The organism is Paenibacillus antibioticophila (assembly GCF_000455265.1).
In the GTDB taxonomy this organism is placed as follows: domain Bacteria; phylum Bacillota; class Bacilli; order Paenibacillales; family Paenibacillaceae; genus Fontibacillus; species Fontibacillus antibioticophila.
Genome location: NZ_HG005139.1, coordinates 2,252,904 through 2,277,755 on the forward strand (window position 1 = coordinate 2,252,904; position 24,852 = coordinate 2,277,755).

General features: G+C 49.4%; 20 protein-coding genes, 1 pseudogene and 1 riboswitch. Of the genes and pseudogenes, 2 read left to right on the top strand and 19 right to left on the bottom strand.

Annotated elements, in window-relative coordinates:
• Positions 1–461 precede the first annotated feature (461 nt).
• The 12 genes and pseudogenes from TX85_RS10390 to TX85_RS10445 form a co-directional block, all read right to left on the bottom strand.
• A pseudogene (locus TX85_RS10390) lies at positions 462–1,193 on the bottom strand (pseudouridine synthase); the annotation flags it as partial.
• 75 nt (positions 1,194–1,268) lie between these two features.
• Positions 1,269–1,802: a spore maturation protein gene (locus TX85_RS10395; RefSeq protein WP_044479060.1), complete on the bottom strand. Its 534-nt coding sequence runs from the start codon at positions 1,800–1,802 to the stop codon at positions 1,269–1,271.
• Between the two features lie 6 nt (positions 1,803–1,808).
• Entirely contained in the window at positions 1,809–2,441 is a 633-nt protein-coding gene (locus TX85_RS10400) for a nucleoside recognition domain-containing protein (protein WP_044479061.1), read from the bottom strand.
• Entirely contained in the window at positions 2,434–3,495 is a 1,062-nt protein-coding gene (locus tag TX85_RS10405) for a D-alanyl-D-alanine carboxypeptidase family protein (RefSeq protein ID WP_081671693.1), read from the bottom strand. The genes TX85_RS10400 and TX85_RS10405 overlap by 8 nt, the downstream gene beginning before the upstream one ends.
• Positions 3,496–3,638: 143 nt before the next feature.
• Positions 3,639–4,088 (bottom strand): GerW family sporulation protein, encoded by a 450-nt coding sequence (gene ytfJ, locus TX85_RS10410; RefSeq protein WP_044479062.1) that lies wholly within the window; start codon positions 4,086–4,088, stop codon positions 3,639–3,641.
• Positions 4,058–4,762, bottom strand: a complete 705-nt coding sequence (locus TX85_RS10415) for a DUF2953 domain-containing protein (RefSeq protein WP_044479063.1) — start codon at positions 4,760–4,762, stop codon at positions 4,058–4,060. Before TX85_RS10415 ends, ytfJ begins: the two co-directional genes overlap by 31 nt.
• 114 nt (positions 4,763–4,876) lie before the next feature.
• Positions 4,877–6,151 carry an extracellular solute-binding protein gene (locus tag TX85_RS10420; RefSeq protein WP_044479974.1) on the bottom strand — a complete coding sequence of 425 codons (1,275 nt, stop codon included), beginning with the start codon at positions 6,149–6,151 and terminating at the stop codon, positions 4,877–4,879.
• Between the two features lie 149 nt (positions 6,152–6,300).
• Positions 6,301–7,080 (bottom strand): response regulator transcription factor, encoded by a 780-nt coding sequence (locus tag TX85_RS10425; RefSeq protein ID WP_044479064.1) that lies wholly within the window; start codon positions 7,078–7,080, stop codon positions 6,301–6,303.
• Positions 7,077–8,834, bottom strand: a complete 1,758-nt coding sequence (locus tag TX85_RS10430) for a cache domain-containing sensor histidine kinase (RefSeq protein WP_081671694.1) — start codon at positions 8,832–8,834, stop codon at positions 7,077–7,079. The genes TX85_RS10425 and TX85_RS10430 overlap by 4 nt, the downstream gene beginning before the upstream one ends.
• Positions 8,835–9,639: 805 nt before the next feature.
• Positions 9,640–10,947, bottom strand: coding sequence for an ABC transporter substrate-binding protein (locus TX85_RS10435; RefSeq protein WP_044479065.1), 1,308 nt, complete (start codon positions 10,945–10,947; stop codon positions 9,640–9,642).
• Positions 10,948–11,004: 57 nt separating this feature from the next.
• Positions 11,005–11,835: a carbohydrate ABC transporter permease gene (locus tag TX85_RS10440; RefSeq protein ID WP_044479066.1), complete on the bottom strand. Its 831-nt coding sequence runs from the start codon at positions 11,833–11,835 to the stop codon at positions 11,005–11,007.
• Positions 11,835–12,716 (bottom strand): carbohydrate ABC transporter permease, encoded by an 882-nt coding sequence (locus TX85_RS10445; RefSeq protein ID WP_044479067.1) that lies wholly within the window; start codon positions 12,714–12,716, stop codon positions 11,835–11,837. The genes TX85_RS10440 and TX85_RS10445 overlap by 1 nt, the downstream gene beginning before the upstream one ends.
• A gap of 127 nt (positions 12,717–12,843) precedes the next feature.
• Here TX85_RS10445 and TX85_RS10450 point away from each other — a divergent pair, with 127 nt between their 5' ends.
• Positions 12,844–14,649 carry a cache domain-containing sensor histidine kinase gene (locus tag TX85_RS10450; RefSeq protein ID WP_044479068.1) on the top strand — a complete coding sequence of 602 codons (1,806 nt, stop codon included), beginning with the start codon at positions 12,844–12,846 and terminating at the stop codon, positions 14,647–14,649.
• A gap of 25 nt (positions 14,650–14,674) precedes the next feature.
• On the top strand, positions 14,675–16,318 hold the full coding sequence (locus TX85_RS10455) for a response regulator transcription factor (RefSeq protein WP_044479069.1): 1,644 nt from the start codon (positions 14,675–14,677) through the stop codon (positions 16,316–16,318).
• A 456-nt stretch (positions 16,319–16,774) separates the two neighbouring features.
• Here TX85_RS10455 and scpB read toward each other — a convergent pair whose 3' ends face one another.
• From scpB to TX85_RS10490, 7 genes are all read right to left on the bottom strand, one after another.
• The gene (gene scpB, locus TX85_RS10460) at positions 16,775–17,392 is read right to left on the bottom strand and encodes an SMC-Scp complex subunit ScpB (protein WP_044479070.1); all 618 of its coding nucleotides are present in this window, start codon (positions 17,390–17,392) and stop codon (positions 16,775–16,777) included.
• Positions 17,361–18,152, bottom strand: a complete 792-nt coding sequence (locus TX85_RS10465; protein WP_044479071.1) for a segregation and condensation protein A — start codon at positions 18,150–18,152, stop codon at positions 17,361–17,363. Before TX85_RS10465 ends, scpB begins: the two co-directional genes overlap by 32 nt.
• A gap of 103 nt (positions 18,153–18,255) precedes the next feature.
• Positions 18,256–18,720 (bottom strand): 6,7-dimethyl-8-ribityllumazine synthase, encoded by a 465-nt coding sequence (gene ribH / locus TX85_RS10470; RefSeq protein ID WP_044479976.1) that lies wholly within the window; start codon positions 18,718–18,720, stop codon positions 18,256–18,258.
• 37 nt (positions 18,721–18,757) lie between these two features.
• Positions 18,758–19,996, bottom strand: coding sequence for a bifunctional 3,4-dihydroxy-2-butanone-4-phosphate synthase/GTP cyclohydrolase II (locus TX85_RS10475; RefSeq protein WP_044479072.1), 1,239 nt, complete (start codon positions 19,994–19,996; stop codon positions 18,758–18,760).
• 36 nt (positions 19,997–20,032) lie between these two features.
• Positions 20,033–20,710: a riboflavin synthase gene (gene ribE, locus TX85_RS10480; protein WP_044479073.1), complete on the bottom strand. Its 678-nt coding sequence runs from the start codon at positions 20,708–20,710 to the stop codon at positions 20,033–20,035.
• Positions 20,691–21,842 carry a bifunctional diaminohydroxyphosphoribosylaminopyrimidine deaminase/5-amino-6-(5-phosphoribosylamino)uracil reductase RibD gene (gene ribD, locus TX85_RS10485; protein ID WP_049894899.1) on the bottom strand — a complete coding sequence of 384 codons (1,152 nt, stop codon included), beginning with the start codon at positions 21,840–21,842 and terminating at the stop codon, positions 20,691–20,693. Before ribD ends, ribE begins: the two co-directional genes overlap by 20 nt.
• Before the next feature lie 176 nt (positions 21,843–22,018).
• A riboswitch (FMN riboswitch) is annotated at positions 22,019–22,186 on the bottom strand.
• 367 nt (positions 22,187–22,553) lie between these two features.
• Positions 22,554–24,851: a beta-L-arabinofuranosidase domain-containing protein gene (locus TX85_RS10490; RefSeq protein ID WP_044479075.1), complete on the bottom strand. Its 2,298-nt coding sequence runs from the start codon at positions 24,849–24,851 to the stop codon at positions 22,554–22,556.
• Position 24,852: the final 1 nt, after the last annotated feature.

The window sequence follows — 24,852 nt, forward strand, 5'->3', positions numbered from 1 at the left end:
ATCGTGAATATCCTATGAACATTATAACGAAAAACGACACACTTTCAGATGGGGAAATTTTGAATATTGTGTGTCATGAATAAAAAACAACTTATTATCTCCTGTAATTGGACAGAAAACAATAAGATGTTTAAGTTAATTCTAAGTTTTTACTATTTTCCGCGCCGCCGCGAGTCTCCAGCCTTACGATTCCTCGAGCCATTTGCTCCGGCTCTTCCCGCCGGCTTCGCTTTGGAAGTCGGTCTTGACGATGATCTTGCCGCTTGCTTCGACGCTGGTTTTGCGGTCGCCTTGGTTGAAGCAGGCTTCCCTGATGCAGATCTTGCCGTCGTGGTCTGAGCATTTGCCGACTTCGTTGCTGGCTTTGTGTTCGGCCTAGGTTTCGGCTTCGGCTTAAATTCTTCTACAGCTTTAATACGCGAATCATCCGGTGATTTTATTGCAGACCTCCCTGCGGATGATTTGCCCGCTTGCTTTGCAAGCTTCACCAAGCTCTCTACTTCATCCTTGGTTAAGTGGCGGAACAATCCCCTCTTCATGTTCCCCAGGAACAGGTCTCCGAATGAAATCCGCTTCAGCTTCGTTACCGGATGGTTAATAGCCTCGAACATTCTGCGAACCTGGCGGTTACGCCCCTCATAAATCGTGATGGAGATCGTGGAATGCCTCTGCTCCGAATCAATGTCATGATACTCCACCTCTGCAGGTGCAGTCATTCCATCTTCAAGCATGATGCCGTTCTTCAGCTTGTCCAGCTCGCTTCCATGCGGCACTCCCTTAACCGTGGCCAAATAAGTCTTGGCCACATGATGCTTGGGGTGAGTCAGCAGATGAGCGAACTCCCCGTCATTGGTCAGCAGAAGCAGACCTTCCGTATCATAATCCAGGCGGCCTACCGGATACAGCCGCTCGGTAATCCCCTTCAAATAATCGGTGACAATTTTGCGGCCCTGCGGGTCCGAAGCGCTGGTAATAACACCTTTGGGTTTATTAAATACCAGATACATCTTTTTCTCCGTGCCGATTGCCTTGCCATCTACTGTAATTTCATCTACGTCCGGGTCAGCCTTCGTTCCCAAGGCCGTGACGGTCTCGCCGTTCACCTGAACCTTGCCGCCCAGAATCAGCTCCTCGCATTTGCGCCGCGAAGCCACGCCCGCACCTGCAAGTATTTTCTGAAGTCTTTCTTCCATAATTGATAGGTCACCTCATACCCATGATACCTATTGGAAGTCAAAATCACAATAGCAGCGCATCAGTTATGTATTTTAGCCAAACAACAGCAAGCACACGGCAATCGCGGCAATGAAGCCGACGATATCGGAGAATAATCCGACCTTAAGCGCATATCTCCCGTTTCGAATACCGACTGCGCCGAAATAAACCGTCAATACGTACAACGTGGTGTCTGTGCTGCCTTGAATCGTTGAAGCAATTCTTCCGATCATGGAATCAGGTCCGTAGGTCTTGATCAAATCCGTCGTAAATGCCAATGATCCCGTACCTGTCAGCGGGCGCAGAATGCCAAGCGGCAGCACCTCGGACGGAACTGACAGGCGCGCCAGCAGCGGCGACAGCCAGCCTGTAAAGAACTCCAGGGCACCGGAGGCGCGGAATACGCTGATCGCTACCATCATTCCGACAAGATGGGGAATGATACTGACCGCCGTGGAGAAGCCGTCCTTAGCGCCATCAACAAACGACTCATATACCGGGACTTTTTTAATAGAAGCATAAAGCGGAATAAAGGCTATCATTACAGGAATCGCCCAGGCAGAGAGTATATTGATCCAGTCCAGCAAGATTTATCACCCTTTCAGTGTATAGGATGCCTCTGAAGGAGGGGACACGGGCGGCTTGGTCCAGGCGGAGCGTTTTCTGTACCAACGGTCCGCAGCGATCGCGGCAAGGGTCGCAATGGCCGTCGCAAGCAGCGTTGAGCCAACAATTTCAGCGGGATTAGCTGAATGGAAATTTAACCGGATGGCGATCAATGTCGTAGGAATCAAAGTGATGCTTGCTGTGTTAAGCGCCAGCAGGGTGCACATTGCCGGAGAAGCGGACTGTTTGTCCGGATTTAACTCCTGCAGCTGCTGCATCGCTTTTATTCCCATGGGAGTGGCCGCATTTCCGAGTCCCAATAGATTAGCGCTCATGTTGGACAGAATATAACCCATAGCAGGATGGTTCTTCGGAACATCCGGGAACAAATAGGCTACGACCGGTCCGAGCACTCGGGAAATAGCCCGAACCAGTCCTGAATCCTCGGCAAGCTTCATGATTCCCATCCAGAATACAAGCACGCTGATCAATCCGAAGCATACTGTTACTCCAGTGGCTGCTCCTTCAAAAGCGGCTTGAGTGACGATTTGAATATCCCCTTTTAGCGCCGCGAATATAAACCCGATTAAAATCAAGCCAAGCCAGATTTTATTAACCATCTCCCACAATCCCCCTTGCATCGTATACAGGCACAACCCCGATCTCCTGATCCCCCAGCCTGATCAGAATTTTCCCCCGATAACCGAATAACCTGCTGCTGGACACCTGTTCCTTTAACCGGAATTCAACCATTTTCGCCTCTTCCGCGCTCAAAGGATAACTAAAGGTAATTCCAGCCTTCAATCCTTTCTGAACCGCCTGCCCTGCTTTAATTAGTGTCTGCTGCGGATATTGTTCAAATCCGTAATCGAGCAGCTTGCGATGGTCATTCCAATCGTCGCCGTCATTGATCGTTACAGCTACAAGCTGTTGATCGTTACGGGTGGCCGAGCTGACCAGACAACGTCTTGCAATTTTCGTATATCCAGTTTTCACCCCATCCGCACCTTCGTACAGACGAAGCATTTTATTTTTATTGTCCCATTTGTAATCCCAGGGATCATTTGGATTGGGCGCTGTACGTGAAGGGGTGCGAACAATCTCCTTAAATACTGGATTATGCATGGCATAGGCCGTCAGCTTGGCCAGATCGTTAGCAGAGGAGTAATGTCCGTTCGCATCAAGTCCATGGGGATTCTGAAATTGCGAATGCTCCAATCCCAGCATCTCTGCCTTCTTGTTCATCAGCAGAACGAAGCCCTCTTCCGAGCCGCCTACATGCTCCGCTATTGCGGTAGCCGCATCATTCCCTGACCTGAGCATTAATCCATACAGCAGATTCTCCAGGCTCATCTCTTCCCCAAGATGAAGATAAATGGACGAGCCTTCCTTGCCATAGGCGCGTTTGCTGACCTTTACCCTATCGTTCAGCGTCCCGTGCTCAATCGCTACAATAGCTGTCATGATCTTCGTCAGACTTGCGATGGGAAGCTCCTCATCTCCGCGGGCACTGAACAATATTCTGCCCGACTCCACATCGATTAGGGCCGCCGCCTGAGCATTCGTTGAAGGAGCAGCATGGATAGGTCCCTCGGCCATCCCCCACAGGGGAATGACAAGCGCCAGAATGATGATATATTGGATGATTCTTCTTAGCTGCGTAGTGATCTTCATCTTCAATTCCTCCGAGCGGTTCTAGTGAATTATATGTCCTTCTTAAGAAGAGTATGTCCAAGCTCTCTTGACCTTAGAGCAGACTGCCTATAGATTTAAAAAAATCCCCTCCCGAATCACCGGAAAGGGACCAGCTTGTTCGATTACAGTAAAGGCGCTTCAGATTCTGCCGCCCTTTGATTCGTAACCACCACATGATTCCCGCCAGGGATCATGGATTCGATCTTGTCCATTACATAAGGCACGGAGTCGATCAATTTTTCGAACAAGTGTGTTTGATTATCTAAAGGAACGATGTGCACGCCTTCTTGGCCCACAACCAGAAAGGCAATCGGATTGATGGATACGCCGCCGCCGCTGCCCCCGCCGAAAGGTCTGGGCTTCGCCTCTCCGTTGTTGCTTGTCTGGTTCTCATCCAGATGAAAGTCGCTGCCTCCGGCAGCAAATCCGAAGCCGACGCGGCTGATTGGAAGAATTACACTGCTTCCGTCCGGCGTCTGCACTGCTTCACCCACGATCGTATTCACATCGACCATTTCCTTGATGTTCTCCATCGCTGTTTTCATGAGCCCTTGAATAGGATGTTCAGCCATTTTCTCACTCCTCCTTTCACTTTTAGCACGCGAACTATGAGTACCAGTCCAGCATGTATAGCATGTCCGCAGCGAATTTTGGCTATGCAGCTCAATTCGGTGGTAAATATCGGCGGGCTATTGAACAAGGGGACAACGAATAACTTCGGCTGCTGCCTTAAGGAAATATGTTGACTAAGCCAGCCTACTAACGTGGATTTGATGGCCCAGAGCGCGCCGGTTAATGTTGCTGTTACGGCTGCATCCGGCAAAGCCACATTGGTTGACCAGTCAAACTGCTGGAAAGAAATCTTCTTTAACGTCGTTTTCAACCATGGAAACAGCCCTTCTGTGGAATGAAGCATCCGCTTGACCTGCTCACTCCACTGATCAATCTTCTCCTTGTTGATATGCTGCTTTTCGCTGTTCGTATGACCTGAAAACAAATTATCGGCATGGTCATTTTCTACCTTCAATCCCGTTCGCAGGTTGCTGAAGCTCATCCTAGGAATGATATAGTGAAAATGAATGATGCCGAACAGCATGGTAACTTCGATCTTTATCGTTTCATCCTGATTGCTCTTGCGGGCTTTCATTTGAATGGTGATCGTGGACCTCAGGACTAGGATCATCGCCAAAAATAGCACCATCAGTAATGCGATCAGGATGACTCCGAGCCAGTCCCATAGCGACACGGAAAGCCCTCCAAGCCTGTATCAGATTGTGATCTAGGCTTAGTATGACTCCTGCAGTGAGATTTAATTCCAATCAAGGCGAACCTGCGATTCTTCAACCCGCAGCAAATACTTTTAATACCCTTTCTCCAGAGCGGCTTCATGCTCTTTGACGAATTGCTCCGGTGTAATGGCTTTGCCGAATAAAGCCTGAATCATGTTCAAATGCGTCTGGGCGGCGTTCGGCTTCATCTGCACATCGGCAAACAGCGTCAGGTTGCTGGCATTGCCTAATTCGTCCAACAGATCGATATATATTTGCGGCAGGTCGGACGAAGAGGTGTCTACCTTGGTCGCAGGAATAACGCCTGCCGTGCTTACGGAGCTGGCCCCCCACTTATCGATAAAATATTCAACGAACTCCTTTGCTTCTTCCTTTACCTTGGAATTCTCGGCAATGAATAAACCGACGCCCGGTCCGCCCACCCAGCTGTTGATATCTCCCTTGCCGCTATCCAAGGTTGGAAACTTAAAGAAGCCTACCTTGTCCTTAAATTGCTGAGGCACTTCAGGATTGGATGTAAAATTCGGAATTTCCCAGGTTCCCGTCAAGTACATGGCCGTTTTTTCATTCATGAATTCAGATTTACCCTCATCGTTCGACAGCCCGTTGAATCCTTTGTTGAAGGCATTCATATCTACGAGCCTTTGAATCTCCGCAGCCGCTTGGATCAACGCCGGATCTTCGAACGTGCCTGAGCGGTCGATGGCCTTCTTCATGGTCTCCGGTCCGCCCAAACGGTCGGCCAGATACATGTACCACAATGAGCCGGTCCAGCGGTCCTTATTGCCCAAAGCAATCGGGGTCACCCCATTGCCGGATAATTTCTCTACGATGCTCAAAAATTGATCATAAGTTTGCGGCACCTCCAGATTGTACTTCTCGAAAATAGCCTTGTTATAATAAACCGGCGAAATATTCAGCTCAATCGGCAAGCCGTAAGTCTTCCCGTCCACGGCGTAGGCATCGGTCGTCCCCGGGAAGAATTTATCCTTCAGACCTCCGCTCAGCAAATCATCCAGCGGTGCAAACAGCTCCCCTTTGACATAAGGATCCATGAATCCGGCCGCCCAGGTGACTCCTACGTCAGGAAGCTCGTTAGATGCAGACAGAATCTTCAGCTTGTTCTTGTATTGCTCGTTCTCCAGCACTTCCTGCTGAATCGTAACATGCGGATGCTGGGTTTGATATTGATCAATGATCTCGTTAACAAGCTTATACTGCTGGGCAGATACGTCCTGCGGCCACAAATGCATCATCTTGATCGTTACTTTATCCGTATCCCCGTGCCTGACTTCCAGGGCTCCGGCGCGTTCTTCCGGATGGCTGCAGCCTCCAAGCACAAGCATGATCGATAGCGCAATCAAAAGGATCGATGTCGTTTTCTTTACCGTCACCTATTACATCCCCCATCAATTCGCGTTTTTATGAAAACGCTTTAAACCAACTGTATCATCCTGATTGCGCTTTCAAAAGTTCACTTTTATTAGTTATAATCCTACTTTTTTTGGCTTCGGTATTTGCTTGGGCTCAACCCCTCATAGGTTTTGAATACTTTAATAAAATATTTGTCGCTTTGATAGCCTATGCGTTCGGCAATCTGAGCGATGGATAATCCGCTGTGAAGCAGCAGCTCCTTGGCCCGCTGCATACGCAGCCGGCTGACATACTCGCTAAAGGTCAATTCGGTCTGTTCCTTGAACAATACGCTGAAGTAGCTGGGATTCAGATGCAGCCTATCCGCCACTTGCCGCATCGTAATCGGCTCATGAAAATGCTCGTCCAGAAATACGAGCGCATCCCGGATAAGCGGATTGTAGTTGACGCGGGTTGTCTTCGTATCCAGCAGATGCGGATCAATGAGCTTCTCCATCGTCTCGATGCGATGGCGGCTGTCCTCGATCATCAAGGCTTGCTCGACCGCCTGTACCAGTTGGTGCTTGTCCACGGGCTTGAGCAAATAATTGACCACGCCAAGCTGCATCGCCCTTTGGGCATATTCGAATTCGGCATAACCCGAAATAATGATCGCAACCGGATTGCAATGCTTGTGCCGTTGCTGCATTTCGATCAGTTCGAGTCCGGTCATGCCCGGCATTCGAATATCGGTAACCAGTAAATGGGCAGGATGATGCTCCAGCCACAGCAATGCCGCCTGGCCGCTCTCCGCGCACTCAATCCGGTATCGCCCGGCAGACCAGGCCTCCAGTGTCTTTAAAAACCCTTGTCTTGTGCGGATCTCATCTTCTACGATCAGTATCGTCCGGTTCTCAATCATAGCGGTCCTCCATATTCGCTTGGAATCTCAAAGCTAACGCTTGTGCCTTCTCCCGGCCTGCTTATCACTTCGAGTTCGTGTCTCCCGCCGGATACGCTGTCATAATACAGACGCAGACGCTGCCTTACATTGACAACCCCGACGCCCGTTCCTTTGGAAGACACTACTTTGCCCCCTTCCATCGCCTGCCACAGATCTCGCAGAGTATCCTCATCCATGCCCGGTCCGTTGTCGCGGACGGTGATTCTGACGTAACCATCACGATTTGCAGCTTCGACGCTGATTGTAACCTCTCCCGGACCCTCCATATTTTCCACCCCATGCCTGATAGCATTTTCCACAAGCGGCTGAATCAGCAGCTTTGGAATTTTGAGGTGTTTAAATTCAGAAGCGTCGATCGACCAGGTTAACCGGTCCGCCAGCCGGATATCCATCAGCTGCAAGTATCTCCGGATATGAGCCAGCTCATCTTCGATTGTCACCCATTCATCCTGATTCGGGGTACTGATCGTGTATCTGAACAGACTGGACATGGAGACCACAAGATTCGCAAGCTCCTCTTCCCCCTTTTCCTCAAGCGACCAATAAAAAGCTTCCAGCGTATTAAACAAAAAGTGCGGATTGATCTGGGCCTGAAGCGCCTTCAGTTCGGTCCGGCTCTGCAGAATCTCTTTTTCATAGACTACCCGTATCAATTCATTCATATTTTCAACCATCTGATTATACGAATTGTTCAATTCGTTGATCTCCATCGTATTCGAGAACATCGGATTAGGCTGCAGAACTCCGAATCTGGCTCCCCGCATCGCTTTGATTAATTTGAAAATCGGGCGTGTGATCGTCGTGGACAGGATCAGCGACATTATCAGGAACAACAGCACGCCGATGGCTCCCGACACCAATATCGCCGTTCGCAAGGTGGAAATGCCATTCGTAACATAGCTCACGGGCGTAAAAAATACAAGCGTCCAGCCCGTCGTCTCCGAGTATTGCTTCACCTCGATGTAATCGCTTCCGTTAATCGAGATGTTCTTCTCTTGGTTACCCAGCAACTGCGCCAGATCCAGTCCGGAATCCAGATTGAAATTTGTCGTAATGGGCTGCTGGTTCGTATCGACGAGCAGGATGGATTCGCCCGCTTCCCCGCCGATTTGCTCATCAAACTGAAAATAAGCTTTATCCAAGCGGAGCATGAGAAAGCCTCCCGACGAAAACCACCGGTCCACAAGGCTTACCCTTTTTAACGCAAGCACCGATGACGGATCGTCGGGATCTATGCCCAGCCAGACAAGCTCTCCTTTTCCCCGGTCGGCCGCCAAAATCCATTCCTGATCAATAGTGTCGTTAAGCGGGATATCATTCAAAGGGAATAACCGACTATAGTCGTTGCTGTATAGCTCAAGCGCTTTGATTCCCGAAATGTAGGATTGGTAGCTTCCCAGGATCGACAGCAAGGATTGCCGCGCACTGAAAGGCGTCTCCGCCCCATCGACTTCGGAGAGCAGTAACTCTTGAATATAATCGTTCGTAGCAATTTGAGTCGTGATCGTATCGATTTGGGCAATCAAGGCATCAAGCCGCCCGTTCGCCTGGATTGCCGTCTGGCCGATGTGCTTCTCGGCATTGGACTTCAACATCGTCGACACGCTTGAGTAGGTGAGCACGCTTGCGATCCCCAATACGAACAGCATAACTAGCATAAAGCCGACAAAAATTTGGTTTCTGAGCGTGAACCACCGTCTCGGTCTTTTCACTGGAATCCATCACCTCTCCGTTAAAGATGAAATTTGCCCCTAGCTTTTCCGGCTTCAAAGCCAATAAATCGATACAATCAAACTAACATAGGATCGGTTTGGTGAACAGGAGGGAATCATCCTTGAGTATAGTTGAACTACTAAATTTTACGTACTGTGGCAACGTGTGAAGTGTTCTTACGATCGCTGTTGTTCGCGGATTCCTCTAATTCAACGAAAATATTATAAGGTAGGAATCCACTCACAAAGGCGAACGCTTTCGCTTCTACAGATCACTTCACACTTATGCCCTTTCTACGTAGCTTTTATAGTTCAACTTACATAGAAGTAGGTTAAAGCTCCGATTTAAGAATTAAAGGTAGAAATTTCACTGGAGCATGACCAAACGAGGCTGATCAAATAAAATATGGCGAGTGAAGTTCGGAGTAAGACTGGAAATGCCAGTCGGACAATCAAGGTTTCGTACTGTGCCTGAGCATTCCAGGCGCACTATGTTCTACTTGCTGCGCATCACAGGCTGCGAGCACAGTGCCATGCAGCCTGTGATGCGCAGCCATGTGCAAATTTGTAGTTAAACTGCAAGGGCAAAGTTGTCAGGGCATAAGTGTGAAGGGTTGTGAAGAAGCGGAGCGTTCGCCTTTGTGAGCGGATTTCTCCATTGTTAGAACTTAGTCCAATCATAGAAATCCGCGAACAACAGCGACCGTAGCAACTCTTCACACGTTGCCCCTCTAACGCGCCCTCTAATGAATACAAAAAAACAGGGCTTTCTGCCAGATGGGAGAGCCCTGTTGCCATTCAATTTTTACTTCTTCAATTTATCCCAGGCTGCTTGCATATTGCTCATCCAGCCTTCCACATCTACCTTATCTGCAATCAATTGCTGGATTACGCTCGCAAATTCTTGCGTTACCCCATCAGGGAACTTGGAGGATTGCAATCCGTAGACCTTATTCTCATCCACATATTTCTTCACGTCCGCTCCCAGCATACCGATATCCTCGGAAGTAGCCGGAATTGTCATCAAGGCCGGGATGAACTTCCACTTCTTAGAGATGTATTCTTTACCCAAATCGCTTGTAACCAGCCAGTTCAAGAAGGTTTTTGCTTCTTCCTTGGAAGCGGACTCCTTGTTGACTACCAGGTTAGCCGGAATTCCCACGGTAAGCTTATCATTCTTCTCAGCGTCATTGTCGATTGGCATTGGGAACATGCCGATGTTCATATCCGGTGTTATGTTGTCCACCAATGTCTGTGCCCAGTTGCCTTCCTGCATCATGGCCACTTCGCCGCTTGCAAACATGGCCAAGTGAGTGTTGGCGTCGGTAGTCAAGGGATTCTTTTGACCATATTGAACCGTCAGCTTGAGCAGATCGCTCCAATTCTTGAAGTGCTCGTTTCCAGCAATCGTCGCAGTACCTTCGTTCAATCCCTTAATGAACTCATCTACGTTGTCCTGTCTTGCGAAGGCCACGCTGATGCCTTGGTTGCCGAGCAGCCACCATTCCTGATATGCGTTACCGAACGGCGTTACGTCGATGGCTTGCAGTTTCTTCGCAGCGTCTTCCAGCTCGGCGATCGTCTTCGGCGTTTCCGTGATCCCTGCCTTTTCGAACAGATCCTTGTTATAGATATACCCGATTCCTTCCAGATTCATAGGCATACCGTATACTTTACCGTCTTTGGTCATCGGTTCGGCAGCAAGCGGTACCAGATCCTGAACCCAAGGCTGGTCGGACAAATCTTCGATTTTATCCTGCCACATATCCAGTTCGGCAAAGCCACCGTTAGAGAAAATATCAGGCGCATCGCCGGAAGCAAACTTCGTCTTCAATGCAGCCGCATAATCGGCTCCGCCGCCAACAGTCTGGATATCCAGCTTGATGTTCGGGTATTCTTTTTCGAACTCGACCTTCAGTTCATTAAGGCCTTCCACGATTTCGGTTTTAAATTGGAATATCTTTACCGTTTTGGTCTCTCCTGTTGATGGAGCGCTTCCATTTTGGGCATTCCCATTGGTGGTATTTCCAGCATTGTTGTTTCCACCGCATGCTGAGAGCAGCATGCTCATGATCAGCAGAACCGAGACGATCATCCATGAACTTTTCTTCATCTTTTTCCCCCGCAATCTGTATTAGTAAGTGCTATATTTGGAACGCCAGGCCCGGCGTCAACCTTTGACCGAGCCTGCCGCAATTCCCTCTACAATGTAACGTTGAAGCAACAGATAGAATGCAATGATCGGCAAGATCCCGATCGCCAGCGCTGGAAGCGCCATGTCCCATTGTTTTGTGTATTGCCCGAAGAATGAATACGTTGCCAGCGGAATCGTGCGTAGCTCCGGCTTTTGCAGAATCAGGGACGGAAGCAAATAATCGTTCCAGATCGCCAGCGCATTCAATACAATGATCGTCATCATCATTGGCTTCAGTAATGGCAATACGATTCTAAAGAAAACGGTAATCGGATTGCAGCCGTCCACCGTTGCCGCTTCTTCAATTTCCAGCGGTACGGATTTGACGAATCCATGGAACAGGAACACCGCCAGCGGCAAGCTTAGTCCAAGATTGGTCAGCAGCAAGCCCCATATGCTGTTATTGACGCCAAGTGTATTGACGACCTTCAGGACCGGAATCATGATCGTCTGGAACGGAACGACCATCGCTGCAACGAAGAGCAGCAGCAGGATCCGGTTAAACTTGGAGTTGGAGCGAACCATCCGGTAAGCGGCCATCGCGCTAAACAATGTAATCAAGATAACGCTAACGACCGTAATAATTACGGAATTTTGGAATGCCTCGGAAAATCTGGCCAACTCCCATGCCTTCGAATAGTTGCTCCAATTGAATTTCTCGGGCCAGCTGGCTGCATTGGTCAAGATTTCGCCGAAAGTCTTCACGGAATTAGCGAACAAAAAATAGAACGGAGCAAGGAAGATCAGCGCGACCAGCGCCATCATTACCTCGGTAAACCCGTTTCTTCCGCGCTGTTTGGATTCCATCAGGCCTCCACCTCCTTACTCTTCGTAAACCAGACCTGAAGGAGCGAAATGCCTGCGACGATTACGAAGAACAACAGTGCTTTGGCTGTTCCATACCCATAACGGTTATTTAGGAACGCCTCATTATAAATATTAAGCGCCACCGATTCCGTTGATTTGAACGGTCCGCCTTTCGTCAGCGACAAGTTCAGGTCGAACATCTTGAACGACCAGGAGATCGCCAGGAATAGGCAGACGGTAACCGCAGGCATAATTAACGGAGCAATAATGCTCTTCAGAACCTGGAAGCGGTTCGCGCCATCAATCTCGGCTGCCTCAAGCACCTCTTTCGGCACATTGCTCAATGATGCGATGTACACGACCATCAGGTAACCGGAATACTGCCACACAAATACGAGCACGATCGCCCAATATCCGGTGGTCGCGTCACCGAGCCAAGGCAGTTGGAAGAACGACCAGCCGGTCACATCGCCCAGCGCCGCGAAGCCTTTAATGAAAATGAACTGCCAGATAAACCCGAGCAGCAGGCCTCCGATCACGTTAGGCATAAAAAAGATGGTTCGAAGCAAGTTGCGCGTTTTCAAGGGCTTGGTCAAGAAATAGGCCAAAAAGAAGCCTACTGCGTTCACCAGAATGACGCCCAACAGTGTAAATCTGACTGTGAACCAGAACGAGGTCCAAAAGTCAGGGTCATTGGCAAACATTTTCGTAAAATTCGCGAATCCGACCCAGCTGACCTGTCCCGATACCCCGTCCCAATCTGTGAAGGAGTAGTACATCCCCATCAGGAATGGAATGATCATTACTAGAGCAAAAAATGCAAATGCCGGACCGACGAAAAACAGCTGCTGCCCGAATTGCGATAATCTTTTTGTACGCATAGCTGCCCCTCCTCTCTATCTCTCTTTGTTGAAACACTCCTGTAATGCTATTATGTAGTTTATCTTAGCTTTCATACACCTACGAAAGTGATCACTGAGGTGTAAAATATTGATCGGATGTGTCTTGATGAACTGGAACAGTATACGAACCAAACTGATTGTATTTTTGATTCTCCCTATCATTCTTAGCTTGGGGGCAGGGATGTTCATCAGCTATTCTCTCACCACCCAATCCGTGAAAGAGCGGACCGTGGAACAGAACAAGAATTTGCTGTACCAGGGCTACCGAAACATTGCCGGGCTGCTTGAGGAGTTGAATCGGATCTCTTTGACTGCATATTCGGATTCGGAGTTATACCGCATGTTAAATGCCGGTCATGATGATGTTGCAGCAAACAGCACTATTTACGCTTCCCTGAACTCCATTTATAAATCAACGCCCGACATCTTTCAGGTTTATCTGTTCGGAGTCAAGGACCGCCAAGCGACGCTCATGACGCAGACGACTCCCAAGCGCTGGCAAGGAGCTGCGCCTTATGTGGATGCAGTTCCACCCGAAGGCCAATCCGTATTTCTCCAGTCCACTCATGAGAGCCATTTTTATGGATTGACTTCGCCTATACCTGAAATTAAGCACGAGCAAGTGTTCACGCTGCATCGGCGAATCGAGCGAATACCATCGAATGAGCCGCTTGGCTTTCTGTCCATTGACGTCAAGCTCTCTTCACTGCAGGATATTGCCGAACAGTTGTATGACAGCAGACAGGAGAAACTCTATGTAACCGATACGGTTGGCAATATCATTTACTCCGGGCAGGAGGAAATGATCGGCCGAGCCATGAATGAAGACTGGTATGGCGAGCAGCTTGAAGCCTTTAGCCAAAACGAGCAGGGGAGCTTCGAGATCAACCACTCCATGTTTGTGTATCAGCGGATCAATCAGGAGAACGCCGACTGGCTTATCATCAAGGAGATTCCCGAAAAACACCTGCTGCAAGAGGCTAACCGTTCGGTCATGATCAATCTGATCATGTTCGGTCTTGCCCTGTTGGTTATTATCGCTGCAACCGTGCTGATCTCCATTCGAGTGACCGCCCCGATCAAGCGTCTGGCCGATTATATGAATGAGGTAAAGACCGGCAATCTGAACGTCGCCGTGCTCCCCGCCGGCAAAGACGAAATCGGTATGCTGACCAGACGGTTCCGAACGATGATGGAGACCATCAACGATTTGATCCTTCGTGAATATAAGCTGGAATTATCCAGCAAGACCAGTCAGTTGAAAGCATTGCAGGCACAAATCAATCCGCATTTTCTCAATAATACGCTGCAAATAATCGGTACGCTGGCGCTGGAATTGAAGGTTCCCCAAATCTATACGCTGATTTCTGCGCTTGCCAAAATGATGCATTACAGCATGCACAATAGCGATTCGACCGTAACCTTAAAGGATGAATTGGAGCATGTTAAGGCCTACATGGAGCTGCAGAAGGAGCGGTTCGAGAACCGCTTTTCCTATGCAAGCGAGGTTCCTGATCATCTGCTCCACCTTAAGGTTCCCAAGCTGATTCTCCAGCCTATTATGGAGAACTACTTCAAGCATGGGCTGAGCGTTACGGAGACAGACGGCCGGATACATCTTCAGGCGTCACAAGGTGAGAGCTATGTCTTTATCGTGATCGAAAATAACGGAGCCAGCATCCCGCCCGGACAGCTGGAAGGGTTGTCACTGGAGCTGCAGCGGCAAGCGGAAGCTGAATTCGATGCGGATACGGAAGCTGACGAGTCGGTCCGTAATGAGCTTATTCCTGCAACGATCGGGCTTCATAATGTGCTTGCCCGGCTCCGGCTGGTGTACGGAGAAGCCGCTTCGCTGGAGCTCGAGAATTTGGAACCTGTCGGAGTCCGGATTATACTGAAATTACCTGTTTGATATCGGATATTTGGAGAGTGAACACATGAGAGCACTAATTGTCGACGATGAAGCCCGGGTCCGGAAGGCCGTGCAATTGCTGGTGGATTGGGATAAGCACGGCATTCGTGAGGTTAGGGAAGCCAATGGAGGAAATGAGGCTATCGAAATTATCAAGCAATTCCGTCCCCAGCTTGTCATTATGGATATGATGATGGGGTCGGGGCATGGCCTCGAACTGATGGCATGGGTCTATGAGCACGCCAGCAATACCAAATTCATTGTCGTCAGCGGGCATGATGATTTTGATTTTGTGCGGAGCGCCGTTCGTCATGGCGGAGTCGATTATATTTTGAAGCCAATTGATCCGGAAGCGATCAATACTGCCGTCCGCAAAGCCGTTGATGGGTGGCGCCTTGAAGAGGCCGAGCGGGCAGACCAGCAGCTGCTGAACATCCGGTTGAACGAATTCAAGCCGCCTTATGATGAGAAGCTCTTGTCTTCGCTGATCGACGATCCGGGATCGGCGGAAGGCGCACTGGGGAAATTGCGTAAGGAAGGCCTCATCCCGACCGGGTTGGAGGAGGCCTGCTTGCTGATTGCCCGGATTGATCCCGGCGACTCTCTGCTCCAGCAAAAATTCGGCCATAACGGCGAGCTTCTTCTTTTCGCTTTTATCAATATTTGCAATGAGTTCTTGCTTGCTCACCGCCAGGGAATCGCGTTCAAGCATCTGGGCGGGCCGCAGGAAATAGTGCTTCTCGTATGGTCTTCGGACAGAAACATCGCAGAACTGATCGAGCAGATCAATCAGGGACTGTTCGTCACATTGCAGCGCAGGCTGCACTTTGGAGCTGGCTCTGCCGGGCCATTGCCGCACAGTCTGCCGAAGCAATACAGCGAAGCTGGCCTGGCCTTGCGCAGGAGAAATCTGCTCAGGCCTGATGAATACATGCATCGGGCGGAAATCCAGCATCAATCAAACGCGGCTTTAGGCCGCCATTCTCTTGGAAAACTTCAAGAAGAATGGAAGCTGGCCGTTCAGAGCGCGGATGACGACCGAATAACGCTCGCCGCAAGTAAATGGTTCGACGAGCAGCTGCGCCTTGGGGTCATTACTCCTGAATTACTCACCGCCTGGAAAAACGAGGTCATGGCCTTCCGGGCAAGAACCATTCAAGATGTGCTGGGTCATCAGGCGGACAGCCTGCTTGCCGATTCGGAATACGAAAATGAAGACACAGGAGACACAGATGCCCCGCTGCCGGAGAACTACACCTTCTCAAAGTATGCCTGGATCGATTGGACAGTCGGCGTACTTGCCGGGTTATCCAGGCTGTTCAGCCGGCACTTGACCCGCGACAAAGATACGATCTCGGAGATCGTGCATTATATAGAGCAGAATTATCAATCCAATATCGCGCTTCAAGATATTGCCGCTCAGTTCTATGTCAGCAGAGAATATGTGTCCCGAAAATTCAAGCAAACCTTTGGGATTAACTTTTCCGATTATTTAGCCAAATACCGGATCGACAAGGCTAAATTGCTGATGTCCAACCCGCATTTAAAGCTTCAGGATGTGGCGGAGTTGGTCGGCTTCCGCGATGTGAAATACTTCAGCAAAGTATTCAAGAAGCAAGAAGGCTTGTCGCCGCGCGAATATAAAGAAAGCAGAGCAATAATGCAGTGAGCCCGCATCGCTGTTCAAAATAAGGTAAAGCCAGCTAATACCTTCTGCTGCTCGCTGTCGGATAATTTAAACTCGCTAACGGACATTTTAGAATCTTAGCAGACTTGTTCTCATGATTCGAAGGGTTAACGGACATTTCAGGCGCTTAGGACGCTCAAACGACTCTGGTTCACTCGATTCTACTCTCTAAGCAGCCAAAATGTCCGTTACAATTCTGGCTCATCCAATGGCGGACCGTAAGGAGACATAATGTCCGTAAGACCAAGGACTTCTTCCCTTAGATTAAATGTACAAAGAAACCGTCTCCTTGGTTTAGGGTTGAGTGGTACCTCCATTTTCCAAAGAGCGGTTTCTTTTTGTTTAACGAAATGAAAGAGGGTGCACCTCAGTTCATCTTAATGATCACTTTTGGTACACCCTCTATTAAACTGATTTTCCACACAAAGCCGCAAAATCTCATCCTTCACCACCAGGCTTGTCCACATCGTCAATGGTCAGCTGCTGCTCCTCAAGTCTCTGAAACAATAACTGTGTCTCCTCTTCCAGCTGGTCGGTAGTCTCAAAATCGGACAGGTCCGGCAAATCCTTCAGACTCGCCAGTCCGAAATAATCAAGGAAGGCTTTTGTCGTGCCATACAAGATCGGCCTGCCGATGGCTTCCGCCCGTCCTACCTCTTCAATGAGATCTTTGTTAACCAAGGTATGAATGGCCCGTTCCGATTTCACACCGCGGATCTCTTCAACCTCAATTCGTGTAATCGGCTGACGGTAGGCAATGATGGATAGGGTCTCCAGTGCTGCTTGGGACAAGGTCGAACGGGAGGGCGAATAAGCCAGTCTCTCAAAATAGTGCGCATGCTGCGGCAAGGTTGCAAGCTGGTAATTGCCCGCGATTTGCAGGATCTGAATCCCTCTACCTTCACGCTCGAACGATGACTTCATATCTGTGAGCGCGTCGGTGATTAATTCTTGACGCTGCTCCGTAACCTCCGCAAGCTGCTTGATACTGAGGCCTTCCTCTCCCGCAAGAAACAGCAAGCCTTCAGTAATCGATTTCAAGTCCTGAAAATTCATCTGCCTTGACTTCCCCTCTCCACTCCATGACAATATCATCGAACAACTTGTTCTGATAACATACAATTCGCTTCATCTTCATAAGCTCCAGCACCGCGAGAAAGGTAACGACGATCTCATGCCGATACATTTCCTCATGCAGCAGCTTGGAGAACAGCAGCCTTCCGCCGATCCCCACATCTTCCAGCGCATTCACTATTTCCTTAATCCGGTCCTTGACCGAGATTTCATCCCGATGAATCCTTGCCACGACATTGCGCTTCATCGACTTCCGGATGGCCTTCTGGAACATAGCAATCAAGTCGGACGCATGCAGACCCTTCACCGGGTTCTCCTCGATCTCCGGCAGGAATGGAGAAAGATCCTCAGGCTCCTTGGAAAAAATCAGGCTTCGCTCCCATTCACGTTCGTGTAAATGCTCGGCAATTCCCTTATATTTACGGTACTCTATCAGTTGACGGATCAGCTCATCCCTTGGATCCTCATCCTCCAGATACTCGTAATCATCGTCAAATTCGATGACAGGAGGCTTGGGAAGCAGCTGCTTGCTCTTGATCGACAACAGCGAAGCTGCCATCACCAAAAATTCACTCGTCACTTCCAGTTCGAGCTCCTGCAAATTATGTAGATATTCAAGGTATTGATCAGTAATCTCGCTAATAGAGATTTGATGGATGTCGATTTCCGCTTTATCAATCAGATGCAGCAGCAAATCAAGTGGTCCTTCGAAAGTTTCCAGTTTATATAATACCGTCGTCAATGAACTTCCTCCAACCTTGTGAGCTTGTCTGCATCCATAAATTATAACATTAAACAAATAAAAAGTAGTACCCAAAATTACATGGGTACTACTTTAATAAGCATTATTTTAGCTGATTCGTCAAGTTTGCCATTTCAATCGCCGCCGTGGCTGCATCCCAGCCCTTGTTCCCGGCCTTCGTCCCGGCACGTTCAATGGCCTGTTCAATGTTCTCGGTGGTCACGACGCCAAAGATCGTCGGAACGCCTGTCTTCAGACCGATTGCCGCCACACCCTTGGCAACCTCATTACAGACATAATCATAATGCGAGGTTGATCCCCGGATTACGGTTCCCAGCGTAATAACCGCATCATATTTGCCGCTCTCGGCAAGCTTCTGGGCAGCAAACGGGATTTCAAAGGCTCCAGGCACCCATACTACACTCACTTCCTCATCCTTTACCCCATGGCGCTTCAATGCATCCAGCGCTCCGCTAAGCAGCTTGCTGGTAATAAACTCATTAAATCTTCCCACTACGATAGCATATTTAAGTCCGTTCGATACCAGATTTCCTTCGAATACTTGCATTTGTGTCATTGAGAACTCATCCCTTCTTCAATTCGTATTAGTTATTTGCAGATTCGTCTTGCTCCAGATCATCAAATTGCAGCAGATGCCCCAGCTTAAGCTGCTTAGTATGCAGGTAGCCCGTATTGTCTTTGTTCTCCTGAATTTGCAGGGGAACCCGCTCAACCACCTGCAGGCCGTATCCTTCCAGTCCGGTAATCTTCCGGGGATTGTTGGTCAACAGGCGGATATTCGTAATCCCAAGATCTTTAAGAATCTGCGCACCGATTCCATAATCCCGAAGATCCGCCGGGAATCCGAGCTTCAGATTAGCATCGACCGTATCCAGTCCCTGCTCCTGCAGCTTATAGGCCTTTAATTTGTTGACCAGGCCAATTCCCCGGCCTTCCTGACGCATATAGAGCAGCACGCCTCTTCCTTCCTGCTCAATCTGACGAAGGGCCGCTTCAAACTGCGGGCCGCAGTCACAGCGGTGCGAATGGAATACGTCACCGGTCAAGCATTCCGAATGAACGCGCACCAGCACCGGTTCTTCACCGCTAACATCGCCTTTTACTAAGGCAACATGCTCCTTGCTATCTACTTCATTCGTATAAGCTACCGCTCTGAATTCACCGTAATCCGTAGGCATCCGAACCTCGACCTCCCGGGTAACGAGCTTCTCCTTCTCGTTCCGGTAATGAATCAGGTCCTTGACACTGATCAGCTTCAGGTCGAACTTGTTCGCAATCTCTACCAGGTCCGGCAAGCGGGCCATACTCCCATCCGGCTTGATAACCTCGCAGATAACACCTGCCGGGTAGGAGCCGCACATTCTGGCCAGATCGACAGCCGCTTCGGTATGACCCGCCCTACGCAACACGCCGCCCTTCTTGGCGATCAGAGGGAACATATGCCCCGGTCTCCGGAAGTCTGCCGCTTTAGTCTCAGGGTTCATAAGCTGCTTGACCGTCATAGCACGTTCATGCGCCGAGATTCCTGTAGTCGTGTCCTTATGGTCTATCGACACCGTAAATGCGGTCCCATGATAATCCGTATTCTGTGCTACCATCGGCTGAAGCTCCAGTTCCTCTGCGCGCTCTGCCGTAATCGGCAAGCAGACTAATCCCCGGCCTTCAGTGATCATGAAATTGATTACCTCGGGGGTTGCCTTTTCGGCAAGTGCGACAAAATCCCCCTCATTTTCCCGGTCCTCGTCGTCCACCACAATGATGACCTTTCCGCGCATTAGCTCGTAGATCGCTTCCTCGACTCGGTCCAGCTGTATATCACTCATCTCTGCATCTCCTTCCAATCCATTCTTGATCCCGACTTATACAAATCCATGAGAATTCAAAAAGGACATATCAATGGCGGATTCGGTTCGGCGATCAGGGGCACCGCCACTTCCGTTCATCCTGCCGTACTTAAGTAAATGCTCTACATATTTACCGATACAGTCGCATTCCAGATTTACCGTATCGCCCTCCCGTTTATGGACAAGCGCCGTCTCAGCCAACGTATGCGGAATGATCGACACTCCAAACCCGCCATGCTCAACCATAGTGACCGTTAGGCTGATACCGTCGATTGCTATTGAGCCTTGAGGGATAATATATCTGAATATACTTTCATCAAGAGGCGCAATTTCGTAGATCACCGCATTCTGGTCCCGCTGGATTCGGGTAATCTTTCCAGTTCCATCAACATGGCCCTGGACAATATGTCCGCCGAAGCGTCCGTTTGCCGCCATGGCACGTTCCAGGTTCACCGGACTGCCCGGTCTAAGCTCCTTCAGATTGGAATGACGATAGGTCTGCGGCATCACATCCACGGTGAAGTGTCCCTTATCAAAAGAGACGGCCGTGAGGCATACCCCGTTTACCGCAATACTGTCGCCGAGCTTCAACCCTTCAGTCACAACCGTTCCTGAAATTCCCAGAAGCATCGCTTCCCCCTTGCGCCCAATACTCTTCATCGTTCCTACTTCTTCAACCAGTCCCGTAAACACGGTTCTCCTCCTTTCGCTCAGGGATCCCTCTTACGCAAATGTTGTCGCCGCCGATCATTTCCACCTCAAGATCCTTGAGCCGGATACCATCCTCCATGCGATCCCATCCCGCAAAGATGAACGCCCCCGGCGCTTGAAATCCCCCAATCAGCTTCGGCGCGAGGAATAGAATCATCTCATCCACCAGGCCCAGCTCCAATAGCGAGCCGTTGAGGCGACCGCCTCCCTCCACCAGGATCGAAGAGATCCCCCGTGCTCCCAATTGCTTCAAGGCTAGGTTCAGATCAACCCGAGGACCTGCTCCGCAGATCAGAACCTCAATCTCCCGGTCCTGCAGCACCTTCACGCGAGCTTGATCGGCTTCTTCAGTCGTCAGCACTATGGTGTGGGCCAGACCGTCATTTAATACACGGCTCTCTGAAGGCATAGACAGCTTGGAGTCTGCGATAATCCGGATCGGCTGAATACCCGGAACCTCCAGTCGGGTCGTTAACTGCGGATCATCCGCCGCCACCGTCCCTGCGCCTACCATAATAGCCTGATGACGGTGCCGCATGGTATGCACTAAGGCTCTCGCTGCTTCATTGCTGATCCATTTGCTGTCTCCGCTTCGAGAAGCAATCTTGCCGTCCAAGGTGCAGGCTGTCTTAACCGTCACATAGGGCATGCCAGTAGTAATGAATTTGTTAAAGAAACGGTTCAGCTTGATCGCGCGTTCCTTCAGAACACCTACCTCGACCGTAATGCCTGCCTCTTCAAGAAGCTTAATTCCCCGGCCGGCAACCTGCGGGTTGGGATCCTCACAGGCAACAACCACACGTGCTACCTGTTCATGGACAAGCCGCTCAGCACAGGGAGGGGTCAATCCATGATGACTGCAGGGCTCCAGCGTGACATATACTGTGCTGCCAACAGCTGCACTCCCAGCCATATTCAACGCGTGCACCTCAGCATGAGGTGTTCCTCGCTGCAGATGCGCTCCCATACCTATCACTGCCCCATCCTTGACGACAACAGCGCCGACGACGGGATTGACGCCTGTTTGTCCTTGCGTCCGCTCGGCCATTTGAATCGCCAGCTCCATATAGTACTCGTCATTCAGTCCGATCACATTTCCACCTCCTTCGTTCATGTGTAATAGCACAAAAAAACCTGCCGGCATCCGGCAGGGTTGAGAGTGAGTGTACGCAAATAAACTATTGTCAGGAATGTCCCTTTTCCACTATGTGAAAAACTGAACTTTCCAGCAATAATCTACACTTCAACTTAACTACACATATACAAAAAAAACGATGTGCTTCGTTGATGCGTCTCCTTCTCCCATCCAGACTATACTGTCGGTCCCGGAATCTCACCGGCTCAGCCATATACAACTCCAAGTGCTGTATACAGGTCACGGACTTGTGCGCCGTCCATCTTCATGCTTCTGGCGCCATCACCGTCGGTAGGGAATTTCACCCTGCCCCGAAGGATGCTGCTTATTGAATTGTTTCCCATGACAACATTTTACATTTGCGATCAGAAATAGTGGTTTTGTGTGAGACTGTTTCCCACCAAAATCCTACCACGATCCGACCAATACTATCATAGGCTCTGCGGTAATGGTACCACCACAAATTGAAAAATGCAAGGACTCCCGTCGCGTCCCACAATTCGTCAAGCAAGCTGCCCCTCGTAATAATACTTTTGGGGTTGTTAATAAACACCAAACAAGCGGTTGTAAACCATGCAATTTCGCCTTTCTGCCAAATGGAGAGCAGGCGCCTCTAGTCTCCTTCAATGCAAAAATAGAGCCAAAACTTCGCTTCGGAAGTCTTGGCTCTACGGATTTCCGGATAAACGTTTACTCCGTGAACTTAAAATACATATGATATCGCTGATCTTGGATTTGATACAGTGGAGCAAAACGTATGCCATTCAGGGAGAAATTCAAGTCCCCTTCCGCTGTTCTCATACGTTGCACGAATTGTTCTTCGCCGAAAGGCCATGTAATGAAATCCTCACCTTCATGGATTGCCGCCAAAGCATAAGGCCCGTAGAATACGCTTTTGATTCGGTTATCATCCGGCGTACTCTCCAATCTTAAAGCAAAAGGCATGATGAGTTCTACTTGATCGCGTTCCCATGTTTGTTTAATTTGAATATACCCATCCGCAATGTCTGGAGTAATAAGAACATCATTGATCTTAACGGCGATGGAGCTTTCCGCCCACTCGGGAATTCTAAAACGAATGCTGAATTCTTCTTTCCCGGCATTAATATAAAACTTTACCGTTTCACCATTTTCGCCTCTAATCCTTTTTTGGGTAACGGTAACACCTTTCTCTTTCCACGACAAAGCGGACGGAATATACAGATTGACGAACAAGTTGTCTTGGTCATGGAAATAAATGCTCTCCTGATATTTGAAATGGTTTTCTAAACCGGTGCCATGACAACATGTATTTTCATGGGTATCGAATTTCTTGCATGAACCCGGGGCCAAGGGCATGAAATAGGTGCTTCCCCCTTCCGCCCGCTTGCTGTTTTCCGTGGCCAGAATGTGATTGTAAAGGGTTCTCTCATAATAGTTCATGTATTCCTTTTTAGGTTCAAAGCCGTACAGCTCTTTGGTCAGCTTTAGCATATTGTAGCTGGCGCAGGTCTCCGCGGTTTTATCCGTTAAATATGCGGCAATCCTGCCGGGCTCCTTGAACATTTCCGTTTCGCCGACGCCGCCGATTTGATAAGCATGGTCTTCCGTAACCATATGCCAGAAATTTTTGACTGCCTCATAATAGGCTTTCTCGCCTTCCGCCTCAAATAGTTTTAACGCGCCGATCATTTGCGGAATATGCTGGTTCGCATGCATGTCGCCGAGTGTATCCATATTTTCCTTCATGGGAAAAAATAATTTCTCATTGTCAAAATATTTTGCGGCAGCCAGATAGTTCCGGTTTTGCGTGATCAGATACAGGTTTGTTAAGACCTCGTTCATGCCGCCGAATTCTCCGGCAATGTACAGTGACCACATTTTCTGGCGTTGTTCCTTGGAAAGCTGGCTCAACCGCCGATGTACCCAATCGCCTAACTGAATGCACATCACCAGGGCGTTATTATTTCCGGCCAGGGTATAGCAATCCAACAGCCCCGCCATAATCTTATGCAGCGTGTAGTACGGGGCCCAAATTGTCGGGTAAGTGGTGTACTGCTCCAATAAATTAAACTGCTCCTCCGAGTAAGCGCTTAGGAAGCCTTGATGATAGCCAGGCAGCTCCGACATGACATTTTGGCATAGGCCCAATTCGGCAATCATGTAGTCCATTTTTGCTTTTATCGCCAAATTTCCTCCTGTCGCGTCATAGGCAAGCGCTAAAGCCGATAAATAATGCCCTGTCGTATGCCCCTTGAGATTGCATTCCGGAGCATCCCAGCCGGTCATCGGTTTTGCCCCTTTGACATCCAAATTGGCGGCGATCCGAAAATTGTACAGCATCTGATCGTCATCCACGGATAACAGATACTCCAGCGAACGGTTCATCGCCGCTCCAAACTCCGTATCTGCCTCAAGCCGTACGCTTTGACCGTTAAATGCATATACTTTGGGAGTATGCTCAATTCGTTCATCCGCCTCGGTCGCCACGGTCACGATGGCTTCGGCCTGCCATCCGCTCTCCTCAAGCTTGCCTTTGATCGTAAAAACACCCGTCTGTTGATAGTTTTCCCTTGCGCTTGGCTCCCAGGATACATGGCTAACCGTACGGCTTCCGGTATCGTTTCTGACGACAACGACGCCCGGCAATTCCGGCTTGATCCCTGCCTTCGTGAGAATCCGGACAGGATAAACTTCCACGATTTCGGCCTTATAATCTTCCTCCAGCACCGTGACTTCAAAAGTTCTTTGCAAAGCTTCCCCTTCAAAAGTTACGGTTGCCACCAAGGGAACAATTCGGTTTCCAACCCCATGAGTGGGTCTGGTGACCTTGCCGGTATGGCTTAAAAAAAGAATTTCTTTAGATTCCCAGTTGATGGATGAGCCATGCTTTCCAACGGAAGGCAGCTGCAAATCGGTATCCACCGTATATAAATTACCAATATAGATGCTGTCGCAGTCCTGTTTCGCGATCGTCTGCCGTCGCTTTTTTATCTCTTCCCTATCCATA

Excerpts from the sequence above, each read along its gene's own strand:
- TX85_RS10475 (WP_044479072.1), bottom strand. The coding sequence starts at position 19,996 with ATGAGTGATATACAGCTGGACCGAGTCGAGGAAGCGATCTACGAGCTA.
- TX85_RS10445 (WP_044479067.1), bottom strand. The coding sequence starts at position 12,716 with ATGCGTACAAAAAGATTATCGCAATTCGGGCAGCAGCTGTTTTTCGTC.
- TX85_RS10405 (WP_081671693.1), bottom strand. The coding sequence starts at position 3,495 with ATGAAGATCACTACGCAGCTAAGAAGAATCATCCAATATATCATCATT.
- TX85_RS10490 (WP_044479075.1), bottom strand. The coding sequence starts at position 24,851 with ATGGATAGGGAAGAGATAAAAAAGCGACGGCAGACGATCGCGAAACAG.
- TX85_RS10450 (WP_044479068.1), top strand. The coding sequence starts at position 12,844 with ATGAACTGGAACAGTATACGAACCAAACTGATTGTATTTTTGATTCTC.
- TX85_RS10455 (WP_044479069.1), top strand. The coding sequence starts at position 14,675 with ATGAGAGCACTAATTGTCGACGATGAAGCCCGGGTCCGGAAGGCCGTG.
- TX85_RS10400 (WP_044479061.1), bottom strand. The coding sequence starts at position 2,441 with ATGGTTAATAAAATCTGGCTTGGCTTGATTTTAATCGGGTTTATATTC.
- ytfJ (WP_044479062.1), bottom strand. The coding sequence starts at position 4,088 with ATGGCTGAACATCCTATTCAAGGGCTCATGAAAACAGCGATGGAGAAC.
- TX85_RS10420 (WP_044479974.1), bottom strand. The coding sequence starts at position 6,151 with ATGCTTGTGCTTGGAGGCTGCAGCCATCCGGAAGAACGCGCCGGAGCC.
- TX85_RS10435 (WP_044479065.1), bottom strand. The coding sequence starts at position 10,947 with ATGAAGAAAAGTTCATGGATGATCGTCTCGGTTCTGCTGATCATGAGC.
- scpB (WP_044479070.1), bottom strand. The coding sequence starts at position 17,392 with ATGAATTTTCAGGACTTGAAATCGATTACTGAAGGCTTGCTGTTTCTT.
- ribD (WP_049894899.1), bottom strand. The coding sequence starts at position 21,842 with ATGAACGAAGGAGGTGGAAATGTGATCGGACTGAATGACGAGTACTAT.
- TX85_RS10440 (WP_044479066.1), bottom strand. The coding sequence starts at position 11,835 with ATGGAATCCAAACAGCGCGGAAGAAACGGGTTTACCGAGGTAATGATG.
- TX85_RS10425 (WP_044479064.1), bottom strand. The coding sequence starts at position 7,080 with ATGATTGAGAACCGGACGATACTGATCGTAGAAGATGAGATCCGCACA.
- ribH (WP_044479976.1), bottom strand. The coding sequence starts at position 18,720 with ATGCAAGTATTCGAAGGAAATCTGGTATCGAACGGACTTAAATATGCT.